This window comes from Nocardia sp. NPDC005978 (genome assembly GCF_040614455.1).
Taxonomy (GTDB): Bacteria; Actinomycetota; Actinomycetes; order Mycobacteriales; family Mycobacteriaceae; genus Nocardia.
The window spans coordinates 1-10,784 of sequence record NZ_JBEXUS010000175.1; the positions used below are offsets into that span (position 1 = coordinate 1).

Here is a 10,784-nt window from a genome sequence, read left to right on the forward strand (position 1 = left end):
GCTGGCCCGCCCCTGCTCCACGCCGTCCCCCTCGCACCGAGTTAGGTTCGCCCCCCCCAGAAAGCGCCCCCCCCCACCCCCAAACCCCCAAGCGCCCCCCACACCAAAACACAGACCCCGCCCCACCCCCCCCCCCCCACGGCCGTTCACCATCGAACTCAGAGCTGTTCGTGCGTGCCGATCAACGTCGCGCGCCCGATCGCGTTCAGGAACAGATTGAACCCCAGGTACGCCGGGGACGCGTTCTCATCGACCTCGAGCCGCTCCACCCCGACCGCGTGCACGACCACGAAATACCGGTGTGCGCCGTGCCCGGCGGGCGGGAACGCGCCGGTGTACTCGGTCAGCCCCGCGTCGTTGCCCAGGGTGACCGCACCCGCGGGCAGTGTGCCGCCCGCGCTGCCCTGCCCGGTCTCGAGGCTCGTGGTCGTGACCGGGATGTTGGCCACCGCCCAGTGCCAGAATCCCGAGGCGGTCGGAGCGTCGGGATCGAACACCGTCACCGCGAAACTCTTGGTCTCGGCCGGGAATCCGGACCAGCTCAACTGCGGGGAGACATCCTTGCCCCCGGCCCCGCCCAGCGCGCTGACCTGATCCAGGTGCAGCGCCTGACCCTCGGTGATGTCGGTGGAGGTGAGCGTGAACTCGGGCAGCTGCGGCAGCGCGGCGTAGGGGTTGTACGAATAGTCGGGCACGAGAAGTCCTTTCGAGAACAATGGAGGTGCGAGAAATCAGCTGTTCAGCAGGAAGTGTTCCAGCACGCTCGTCCCGAACTCGAGCGATGCCACCGGAACCCGCTCGTCCACCCCGTGGAACAGCGCGGTGAAGTCCAGCTCCGGCGGCAGCTGCAGCGGGGCGAACCCGAAGCAGCGAACACCCAAGCGCGCGAACGCTTTCGCGTCGGTGCCGCCGGAGAGCATGTAGGGCACGGTGCGGCCCTGGGGGTCGTGGGCCAGGATCGCCTCGTTCATGGCATCGACCAGATGGCCGTCGAACGTGGTCTCGTAGGAATCGAGTTTGGTGATCCACTCGCGCTCGACATCGGGGCCGATCAGCTCGTCGACCTCCTTCTCGAACTCGGCCTGGCGCCCCGGCACCACCCGGCAGTCCACCACCGCCTCGGCGGTCTGCGGAATCACATTGGCCTTGTACCCCGCCTGCAACATGGTCGGATTGGCCGTATCGCGCAGGGTCGCGCCGATGATGCGGGAAATGGTGCCCAGCTTGGCGAGCTGGCCCTCGATGTCCGGGCTCGCCGGATCGAACTCGATACCCGACTCCTGCTGCACCGCGGCCAGGAACTCGGCCACCGAATCCGAGACCACCAGCGGGAAGGTATGGGTGCCCAGCCGGGCCACCGCCTGAGCCAGGATCGTCACCGCGTTGTCCTCGTGCAGGAACGAACCGTGACCGGCACGGGCCTTGGCGCGCAAGCGCATCCAGCCCAGTCCCTTCTCCGCGGTCTCCACCAGATACAGCCGGCGTTCGGTGCCGTCCGGGCGCGGCACGGTCAGCGAGAACCCGCCGACCTCACCGACCGCCTCGGTGATCCCCTCGAACAGATCGGGGCGATTGTCCACCAGCCAGTGCGAACCCCACTTCCCGCCGTTCTCCTCATCGGCCAGGAACGCGAACACGATGTCGCGCGGGGGCACCGTGCCCTCGATCTTGAACTGGCGGGCCACCGCCAGCATCATGCCGCACATGTCCTTCATGTCGACCGCGCCGCGGCCCCACACGTAGCCGTCCTGGACCGCCCCGGAGAACGGGTGCACGCTCCAGTCCGCGGCCTGGGCCGGCACCACATCGAGGTGCCCGTGCATCAGCAGCGCGCCCCGGCTCGAATCCGCGCCCGGCAATCGCGCGAAGACATTGCCGCGCCCGGGCGCCCCGGATTCGATGTATTCGGTGGTGTACCCGGCCTGCTGTAATTGCTCGGCCACCCAGAGCGCGCAGTCGCGCTCGCCCTTGGTGGTCTCCAATTCGCCGGTGTTGGAGGTGTCGAACCGGATCAGCGCACTGACCAGGTCCACCACCTCGGAAACGGCACGGGATGCGCGAGGTTCGCCAGTTTCGGACACGTCCCCTTTCCTACCACCTCCGCGCGTGCGCGCGGACTCCCGCCACCGCGCCCGCACCCGTGCCGCCCAGGTGATCGCACCCGCGCCCAATTCGAATCAGCCCTCGCCCAAGCGATTCCGGGGGTCACCCGGATACCGCACGGTCGCGGGGACCCGTGCGCGCGCCGCTGCTCGTGTGCGATGCGAGCGCGACGCCCGGCGTCCACGACCGAGGCCCGACCCGAACACACCCGCCCGATCAGCGCAGCAGGCGCAGCGTCTCGGTCAAGGTGGTCAGCAGCGATTCCAGGCGCTGATCGGCGATCCGCCGCTCGAGCAGCGGCAGCTCGAGGCGGGTGGCGGTGGCCCACAGCTCGCCGATGCGCGCCTGCACATCCACATCGGTCGCCGACAGCACCCACAGCAGCGGCGGCCACAGGCGCGCGGCCTGGGCGATGGCGGGCAGCATGATCAGCGTCGGGGTGTCCAGCTCGGCCAGGCGCAACCCCGCGCGCCGGCGCACCTCGGCGGGCGTGCGCGCCAGCGGCTCGAGCACCCCGCGCCACAGCCCCAGCTCGCTGGTGCCGTCCACGGTCGCCACCAGGATCTCCGCAGTCTCCCCCAGGACCGGATTCAACGCGAGTTTGGTCAGCGCGTGCGGGCTCAGCTGGCCGATGAACCGCAGCATGTCCTCGGTCGCCCCGGCATTGATATAGGTGGCGACCAGATCACCGATCGCCGAGGGCGGCGCGACCTCGAACAGGACGTCCCCGACCGCGCCCACCACATCGGGGGCGCAGCGCGCGAACACCGACAGCGCCGCCAGCCGCAACTCCTTCGACCCGTCCACCACCGTGCTCAACAGCCGCGGAATCCGCCCGCCCGGACCCGAAAGCAGTTGGCGCACAATCGCGCTGATGCTCTCCCCAGAATAGGCGTAGGACGCCGAGCGGATCACGCCCTCGTCGTCCTCCACCCCGCTCTCGACCGCGTCGATCAGCTCGGGGGTCGCGTACGCCAGGAACGGGCCCGCGGTCACGTAGTCGCGACGGCGCAGCAACTCGTTCACGATCTCGATCACCGGCCCCGGCGGGGCGTCGTCGGCGAGCTGGCCGACCGTGCGCGGATCCAGATACGGCGCGCAGTCCGCGGCGTAGGAGACGTTCAGGCGCAGGAGCGCGTCGATGGCCTTCTTGCGATGCAGCACCCCCACCGCCCCCGCCGCGCGCCCGGTCATCGCGGGCGGCACCACCCGCTGCACGATCGGCAGCGAGATGCTCAGCGGCACGATCGGCACCAGCGTGCTGATCCGTTCGAACATCGGCGCGTGCTGATCGAAGAGCGTGCCCGACATTCGCTGCTGCAACTCGTGCAGCCGGTGCGCGCCCAGTCGTTCCAGGTGCGCGATGCGCTCGACGGGAACGCGCAGGGTTCGCGCCAGCAGCGCCAGCTGGGCGCCGGTCACCAGATCGGTCATAGGCCGGTCCGGTTCGAAGGTCTGGAACCGAATCCGACTTCGTCCGTGGCGGACATACGTTCCCCTTTTCTCCGGCGACGCGGCCGAGCACCCCGCGATCGACCGCCCATCATAGAGGCGGGAATATCGCAAAAATCGCAAAAACCCCAGCCGTGCTGACCTTTCACAACGCGGGCCGGCCCGCCGCCGTGCGCGATGACCGCACGGGCATCGAGGGGGCTCCCCCGCACACCGGCCCCTCGGCCGAATACTCCCGGCCGCACCAGGATTCGCCCCCGCCCGCCCAGCAACCGGCCGGGCGGGGCGCTCTATTCCTCCCGCAGCGCCCGCAGCGCGCGCTCGGCGACCTGCTCGACCGTGCCGTCGGCGTCGATGGTGACCACCCGGCCGGCGTAATGCTCGAGGACCGGTTCGGTCTGCGTGCGGTACAGGTGCTGGCGGTGGCGGATCACCGCCTCGGTGTCGTCGCCGCGCCCGCGTGAGAGCAGCCGGGTCAGCGCGATCTCGTCATCGAGAACCAGCTCGAGAACCCGGTCCAGTTCGCGGCCGTGCGCTGCCAGCGCGGTGTCCAGGGCGCGGGCCTGGGTGCGGTTGCGCGGGTAGCCGTCCAGCAGCGAACCCGCGCGCGCGTCCGGCTCGGACAGACGCCGGCGCACGATCTCGTTGGTGATGGTGTCCGGGACCAGGGCACCGGTGGACAGGATGCCGGCCAGCTCACGGCCCAGCTCGGTGGACGCACCGGCCAGCGCGCGCAGCAGATCGCCGGTGGAGATGTGCGGGACGGCCAGGGTCGCGCTCAACCCCCGTGCCTGGGTGCCCTTGCCCGCCCCCGGCGGGCCCACGAGTACGACGTGCATACGGCGCGACGACCTTTCCGATCAGTGTTGCCCCGATACCCAGTGTCGCAGAACATGTTTGGATACCGGCCCGCTTGGGCCGCAACGGCCCGCGTCCCGGTGGCCGGGACTGACGTTTTCCAGTCCCGGCCGGGGCTGGTTCCGTTCGCACCCGGGGCCAACGGAAAGGACGACGCGGTCATGATCGAAGCGCGATGGGATATCGAAACCGATGTCGTGGTGGTGGGTTTCGGCGGCGCGGGCTGCGCGGCCGCCATCGCCGCGCACGACGCCGGAGCACGGGTACTGATCCTGGAGAAGATGGACGCCGACGCCGCCGGCGGCAGCACCCGGGTCTCGGGCGCGGTGTGGTTCGACAATCAGGATCCCGAACGCGCCGCGGTCTACCTGCGCAGCCTCAGCGCCGGCCTGCCCGTCCCCGAACCCGTGGTCCGGACCTGGGCGCGCGAAACCGCCCGCAACTCGGACTGGATGCGCGGGCTGGGCATCGAGGTCGGCCTGGCCGTGCCCGCGCCACCGGAATATCCGGACCTGGACGGCAGCGACGCCATGCGCGGCTGGATCGGCGTCGAGGGCGTCATGGGCGGTGGAAAGCTCTGGGCCGCACTGGCCGGGGCCGTGCGCGCCCGCGGGATCGAAGTCCGCCTCGGCACACCCGCGCGCGAACTGATCCAGCACGCCGGAGTGGTCACCGGCATCATCGCCGACACCGCCGACGGCGCCCTGCGGGTGCGCGCGCGGCGCGGAATCGTCCTGGCCACAGGCGGATTCGAAGGCAACCCGGACATGGTCCGCGACCACCTCGGCCTGCCCGACCCGGTCGTGTGGGGCACCCCCGCCGCCACCGGCGACGGGCACCGCATGGCCATGAAAGCCGGCGCGGACCTGTGGCACATGTCCAACATGATGACCCTGCCCGGCCTGCGCGCCCCCGGCTACACCGCCGGTTTCTACACCGCGTTCCCGCACGCGCGCGGCTACCTCTACCTCGGGCGCGACGGGCGCCGCTGCTGCAACGAAACCGTCGCCCTCGGTCACGGGCACGCCCGCATCCACGGCACCTACCAGCTGTTCCCCGTCGAACCCATGCACATCCTGTTCGACGAGGCCACCCGGCGCGCGGGCCCGATCGTGCCCGGGCGCGACGTGCTGGCGGTGAGCTGGGCCCAGCAGATCGAAGGCTACGACTGGAGTTCGGACAACGCCGTCGAAATCGGTAAGGGCTGGATCCAGCGCGCGGATACCCTCGCCGAACTCGCACCCCTGATCGGGATGGACCCCGGCGCGCTCGAGGACACCGTCGCGCGCTACAACGCCGCCTGCGCCGCGGGCAGCGACCCCGAATTCGGCCGCCACCCCCGCACCCTGATCCCCCTGACCGAAGCGCCCTACTACGCCTTCGCCTCCGCGCCCCTGCTCGCCTGGAGCAACGGCGGCCCCCGCCGCGACGAGAACGCCCGCGTCCTGGATCCTTTCGGCGCACCCATCCCCGGCCTCTACGCCGCGGGCAACATCAGCTCCACCTACTCCCGCTGCAAGGACGGCGGCTTCCACATCGCCGACGCCCTCGCCTTCGGCCGCGTCGCCGGCGCACACGCCGCCACCCACTGACCGCGTGGGGTGCCAAGGCCGAATTCGCCGGGCACGGGCCGGTTCTCAGGCCGGCACGTGCACCCGCTCGGCCCCGATACGTGCGATCCGGCGCTTACCCCACGCACCCAGCTCGCGCAGCGCGGCGTTGAGCGCCGCGCCCTCCTCGGTCAGCGAATACTCCACGCGCGGTGGAATTTCGGCGAAGATCTCGCGATGCACCACCCCGTCCTCCTCGAGCTCGCGCAGGTGCTGGGTCAGCATCTTCTCCGACACCCCGGGCAGTCCGCGCCGCAGCTGCCCGAACCGCCGCGTCCCGTGCGCGTCGAGCTCCCAGAGAATGAGCGACTTCCACTTGCCGCCCAGCACGTCCATGGCCGCGTCGATCCCGCAGAAGTATGGCCCGAATCTCTTCTCACCCATCGCTCACCCTCGCTAGCTGGACACACACTTTTCGGTGCGTATCCCTCGGACATAGTGCGTACTTGTCGGCCAACGCGCACACCGGCACTGTCGATTCCACCCCGCCGCACCCGGCGGCGGCAAACGATCGAAGGAGCTCCCGCAATGACGACCACCCCGTTCGGCCCCGTCACCGTGCTGGGCCTGGGCGAGATGGGCCGGGCCCTGGCGCGGACCCTGGTGAAAGCCGGTGCGCCGACCACGGTCTGGAACCGCACCCCCGGCCGCGACACCGATCTCGTGGCAGCAGGCGCACGGGGTGCGACCACCCCGGCCGAGGCCGTGCACGACGGCGGCCTGCTCATCACCGTGCTCCTGGATCACGCCTCGGTCCACGACACCCTCGATCCCATCGCCGGCGCCCTGACCGGCCGCCGGTGGCTCAACCTCACCAGCACCTCCCCCGAGGAGTCACGCGAACTCGCGCGCTGGGCCGCCGACCACGGCATCGACTTCCTCGACGGCGGCATCATGGCCGTCCCGCCGATGATCGGCACCCCCGCCTCGGCCCTGCTGTACAGCGGTTCACGCACGGTCTTCGACGCCCACCGTCCCCTGCTCGAACTCTTCGGCGCCGCCGAATACTTCGACACCGACCCCGGCACCGCCGCCCTGCTCGACTTCGCGCTGCTGGCGAACATGTACCTGATGTTCGCGGGCTTCTTCCAGGGCTCGGCCATGGCCCGCACCGCCGGTTTCACCGCCGCCGACTTCGCCGCCCGCGCCGTGCCCTGGGTCACCGCGATGGCCCAGGGCCTGCCCGAATACGCGCGGGTCATCGACTCCGGCGACTACACCGCCGAGGTCCAGCACCTGGCCTTCCAGAAGGCCGCACTCGATGCCATTTCCCGCGCGGCCACCGACGCGGGCGTAGGCGACACGCTGATCGCGCCCCTGGCGGCCCTGGTGGATCGCCAGGTCGCGAAAGGCAACGGCGCCTCCGCCTTCGCGCGGGTCACCGAGGAATTGCACTGACCGCCATCACCATTGGCGGCACCCAACCGCGCTTCCGTGCAGCCGCGACCGACCCCGGCCCCAGCAGACCAGGCGGTCGGTGGCAGAAGGCCCGCTAGCGCGGCAGCCGCAAGGTCGCGGCGAACGAGGTGAGCGCCTCGGCCCGATCGGCCTCGGCGAGCCGCTGTTCCAGCTCCCGCCGTTCGTCCTCGGGCAGCCCCGACCAGACCTGGCCGATCCGCGACTGCGCGTCGGGTTCGGCGGCGGCCAGCACCCGCATCAGCGGCGGCCACAGCGCCGCGGCGCCCAGGGTGGTGGCCAACCGCCGCAGCGTCTCGGGTGCGAAGTGCGAGAGTGTGCCGCCCACTCGCCGGGCCGCCGCGTCCACCCGCTCGGCCAGCGCCAGCAGCCCACGCCAGTCCCCGGCCTCGGCGTCCTCCGCGAGCGCCCCGGTCAGCGTCTCGAAGACCGCCGGATCGGCGAACACCCCGGTGCCCGCGACCGAATCCGCCGCGTCCGCGGTGAAATGCCCGACGAAACGCAGTGTTTCCGTGAACGCGCCCGCGTCCAGGAACGTTGCGAACAGCGACCCGAGCTCGTCGGTCGAGGCCACCTCGACCAGCGCGTCCCCGATCCCGGCCGCCACATCCGCGTCACAGCGCGCGAACACCGACAGCGCCGCCAGCCGCAGCTCGGTGGACCCGCCCACGACGGTGCCGAGCAGCCGGGGAATCCGCCGCTCACTGCCCGCGAGCAGCTGCCGCACGATCAGCGACACGCTCTCGCCCGAATACGCGTACGACGCCGAGCGGATCAGCCCCTCGTCATCGTGCACGCCCACCTCCACCGCGCGAATCAATTCCGGTGTGGCATAGGCCAGGAACGGTCCCGCGGTCACGTAATCGCCGCGGCGCAGGATCTCGTTCACGATCGCCACCACCGGTGCGGGCGGTGCGATCTCGGCGAGCTGTCCCACCGCGTGCGGATCCATGAACGGCGCGGCCTGCGCGGCGTACGCGGGCTCGAGCATCGTGGTCGCCTCCACGGCCTTGCGCGGATGCTCGACCCCCAGCGCCCCGGCCGCGCGCCCGGCCATGACCGGCGGCACCACCTTCTGCACCAGCGGAATCGAGATGCTCAACGGCACGATCGGCACCAGCAGCGTCAGGCGTGAGAACACCGCGGCGTGCCGGTCGAAAATGACCCGGGCGGCGTTCTCCTGGAGTTCGTGCAGACGCCGCGCACCGAGTTTCTCCAGGTGCCCGAGCCGTTCGACCGGCACGTGCAGGGTGCGCGAGAGCAGGGTGAGCTGCGCCCGGGTGACCAGATCGCTCATCCGAGCTTGTTCCCGAACATGATCTTCTTGGCCGCGGTGCTCAGCGGCCACGGCAGCGCGCCGACCGTCTTGTCCACCGCCTCGACCATGTCCGCGGCCTCGGTGCGCTGGGCCTGGCGGAAGATCTCGAGCAGATCCGCGGTCTCGGCCTCGGACAACCCGTCCAGGGCGGCGACCGGCCCGCCCAGTTCACGCTCGAGTTCGGCTCTGGAATTCACGATTGGCCCCTGTCCCCGAACTGAGTCGGATCACCCCATTTTCTCTCACCAGGTGTACCAAGATCACCGAATCGGCGCCAGCCCCGAAATCGAATGCCGATCGGCACAGAATCGGTTGCCGCTCAGCGCAGCTCGGCCGCGATCGCCTCGGCCGCCCGCAACGCCATGGCCATGATGGTCACCTGCGGATTGACCCCGAGCGAGGTCGGCACCACCGAACCGTCGGCGATGTAAAGCCCGGTTGCGCCGAACACCCGGTGCTCGAAGTCCACCACCGCCGTGCGCGCGTCCACGCCCATGCGCGCCGTACCCAGCGGATGCGGGCCCATCATGCGGAATCGCCGTGCCCCCACAGGGGTTTCGGCCACCGCCCGCGCCTGCTCCAGGGTCCGGATCGGCGGCATGCCCGCGATCGGCAGCGCCACCGCCTGCGCGCCGCCGTGCAGGAACAACTCCGCCAGCCCCGCGCACGCGTGCTGCAGCGCGGCCCGCACCCGCGGGGTCAGGCTGTACCGGATCAGGGTGCGCCCGCCGGGCCCGATTCCCACGCTGCCCACCCCGGTATCGCGCACCATCGCCCCGAACTGCTCGGTGTGCGCCCACCGGTTCATCCACTCGGTCAGGCGCGCGCCGTGGAACGGCAGCACCCCGGCCGCGAACTGCGGCGGAATCGACACCCCCTCGAACGTGCACAACTCATCGCCCAGCCCGTGCACGTGATAGCCCTGGGGAATCGCGTTCCAGGGCGTGCCCGGCTCGGCCATCATCGCCACCGCGCCCAGCGACGGATGCACCGACAGATTGCGCCCCAGCGCGGGCAGCTCGATACCGTTGCGGCGCAACAGCAGCGGGGTCATGAGGGTGCCGGTCGCGATCACCACCGCCCGCGCCCGGATCTCGAGGGCGCGCGGCGCGCCGTGCGAGTCCTGGCCCTCGGCCAGCACCCCGGTCGCGCGCCGGTCGTTCAACAGGATCCGGGTCACGCTCAACCCCGTGTACAGCTGCGCGCCGCCCTCGAGCGCGCGCGGCACCCAGCTGACATTGGCGCTGCGTTTGGCATCGGTGGGACACCCGTACACGCACTGTCCCTGCCCGTCGCAGCCCGCGGCGTTGCGCGGCAGTGGACCGTGCTCGGCCCCGAGCGCGTCCGCGCCCCGCCCGATGACCTCGGCGACCCGGCCCAGATATGCGGTCTCGGCGTAGGCGATTCCCAGCTCACCGGACACCTCGTCGAGATAGCCGCGGAACGCGTCCGGCGCGAAATCGGCCGGAAAGCCCAGGTCGAGCCATTCGCCCAGCACCGCGTCCGGGGTGCGGAACGCGGTGCCGGAATTGATCGCCGTGGTGCCCCCGACCAGGCGGCCGGTGCTCACCCCGAGCACCGAGTTGCCGACCGCGAGGTTGTATCCGCCGTCGCGCCAATACTTCTGGGTCCGATCGTGCGGTTCGCCGGTGAACTCCGCGCGCCCGGCGTAATCTCCCTCCTCGACCATGACCACGCCCAGACCCCGCTCGGTCAGGCGTGCCGCGACCGCCGCGCCACCGGCGCCGGTGCCGACCACCACCACGTCGCACTCGATCAGGTCACCGGCCGGCAGCTCGTCCGGGGTGCTGACATTGGCCATCCATCCCGGACGGCGTTCGAGCACGGGCGCGCCGTAGCGTGGCAGGCCGATCGCGTCGAGATAGCGCCGATCACTGAAATGCGCTATCCGCAAAGGGGTTTCGATCGCGGCGACCGCGTGCTGCAGCGCCGGATTGTGCCGCGCGGACTCGACCACCGCGGCGCGCGCGGGCGCGTCCAGCCCCGCGAGCCCGCGCCCGTGCCGG

Annotated in this window: 10 protein-coding genes; 2 read left to right on the forward strand and 8 right to left on the reverse strand. The window is 71.0% G+C overall.

What is annotated here, in order from left to right; translation table 11 throughout:
- Window positions 1–158: 158 nt before the first annotated feature.
- The 4 genes from ABZ319_RS38570 to ABZ319_RS38585 form a co-directional block, all read right to left on the reverse strand.
- On the reverse strand, window positions 159–695 hold the full coding sequence (locus tag ABZ319_RS38570) for a YbhB/YbcL family Raf kinase inhibitor-like protein (protein WP_354991543.1): 537 nt from the start codon (window positions 693–695) through the stop codon (window positions 159–161).
- A gap of 36 nt (window positions 696–731) precedes the next feature.
- Window positions 732–2,081, reverse strand: coding sequence for a M20/M25/M40 family metallo-hydrolase (locus ABZ319_RS38575; protein ID WP_354991544.1), 1,350 nt, complete (start codon window positions 2,079–2,081; stop codon window positions 732–734).
- Window positions 2,082–2,319: 238 nt separating this feature from the next.
- The gene (locus tag ABZ319_RS38580; RefSeq protein WP_354991545.1) at window positions 2,320–3,537 is read right to left on the reverse strand and encodes a hypothetical protein; all 1,218 of its coding nucleotides are present in this window, start codon (window positions 3,535–3,537) and stop codon (window positions 2,320–2,322) included.
- A gap of 308 nt (window positions 3,538–3,845) precedes the next feature.
- Window positions 3,846–4,394 (reverse strand): adenylate kinase, encoded by a 549-nt coding sequence (locus ABZ319_RS38585; protein WP_354991546.1) that lies wholly within the window; start codon window positions 4,392–4,394, stop codon window positions 3,846–3,848.
- 180 nt (window positions 4,395–4,574) lie between these two features.
- Between ABZ319_RS38585 and ABZ319_RS38590 the strand changes: the two genes are divergently transcribed.
- The gene (locus ABZ319_RS38590) at window positions 4,575–6,005 is read left to right on the forward strand and encodes an FAD-dependent oxidoreductase (protein WP_354991547.1); all 1,431 of its coding nucleotides are present in this window, start codon (window positions 4,575–4,577) and stop codon (window positions 6,003–6,005) included.
- A 45-nt stretch (window positions 6,006–6,050) separates the two neighbouring features.
- Here the strand turns inward: ABZ319_RS38590 and ABZ319_RS38595 are convergent, their stop codons facing one another.
- Window positions 6,051–6,407 carry a helix-turn-helix domain-containing protein gene (locus tag ABZ319_RS38595; RefSeq protein ID WP_354991548.1) on the reverse strand — a complete coding sequence of 119 codons (357 nt, stop codon included), beginning with the start codon at window positions 6,405–6,407 and terminating at the stop codon, window positions 6,051–6,053.
- 144 nt (window positions 6,408–6,551) lie between these two features.
- Here ABZ319_RS38595 and ABZ319_RS38600 point away from each other — a divergent pair, with 144 nt between their 5' ends.
- The gene (locus ABZ319_RS38600; protein WP_354991549.1) at window positions 6,552–7,421 is read left to right on the forward strand and encodes an NAD(P)-binding domain-containing protein; all 870 of its coding nucleotides are present in this window, start codon (window positions 6,552–6,554) and stop codon (window positions 7,419–7,421) included.
- A 94-nt stretch (window positions 7,422–7,515) separates the two neighbouring features.
- On the opposite strand, the gene ABZ319_RS38605 is transcribed toward ABZ319_RS38600, so the two are convergent.
- The 3 genes from ABZ319_RS38605 to ABZ319_RS38615 all read right to left on the reverse strand — a co-directional run.
- Window positions 7,516–8,736, reverse strand: a complete 1,221-nt coding sequence (locus tag ABZ319_RS38605) for a hypothetical protein (protein ID WP_354991550.1) — start codon at window positions 8,734–8,736, stop codon at window positions 7,516–7,518.
- Complete coding sequence (locus tag ABZ319_RS38610) at window positions 8,733–8,954, reverse strand: hypothetical protein (protein ID WP_354991551.1); 222 nt, start codon at window positions 8,952–8,954, stop codon at window positions 8,733–8,735. Before ABZ319_RS38610 ends, ABZ319_RS38605 begins: the two co-directional genes overlap by 4 nt.
- A 122-nt stretch (window positions 8,955–9,076) precedes the next feature.
- Window positions 9,077–10,784, reverse strand: a 1,708-nt coding sequence (locus tag ABZ319_RS38615; RefSeq protein WP_354991552.1) for a GMC family oxidoreductase, incomplete at its 5' end; no start/stop codon positions are given.

Excerpts from the sequence above, each read along its gene's own strand:
- ABZ319_RS38595 (WP_354991548.1), bottom strand. The coding sequence starts at position 6,407 with ATGGGTGAGAAGAGATTCGGGCCATACTTCTGCGGGATCGACGCGGCC.
- ABZ319_RS38590 (WP_354991547.1), top strand. The coding sequence starts at position 4,575 with ATGATCGAAGCGCGATGGGATATCGAAACCGATGTCGTGGTGGTGGGT.
- ABZ319_RS38605 (WP_354991550.1), bottom strand. The coding sequence starts at position 8,736 with ATGAGCGATCTGGTCACCCGGGCGCAGCTCACCCTGCTCTCGCGCACC.
- ABZ319_RS38585 (WP_354991546.1), bottom strand. The coding sequence starts at position 4,394 with ATGCACGTCGTACTCGTGGGCCCGCCGGGGGCGGGCAAGGGCACCCAG.
- ABZ319_RS38600 (WP_354991549.1), top strand. The coding sequence starts at position 6,552 with ATGACGACCACCCCGTTCGGCCCCGTCACCGTGCTGGGCCTGGGCGAG.
- ABZ319_RS38580 (WP_354991545.1), bottom strand. The coding sequence starts at position 3,537 with ATGACCGATCTGGTGACCGGCGCCCAGCTGGCGCTGCTGGCGCGAACC.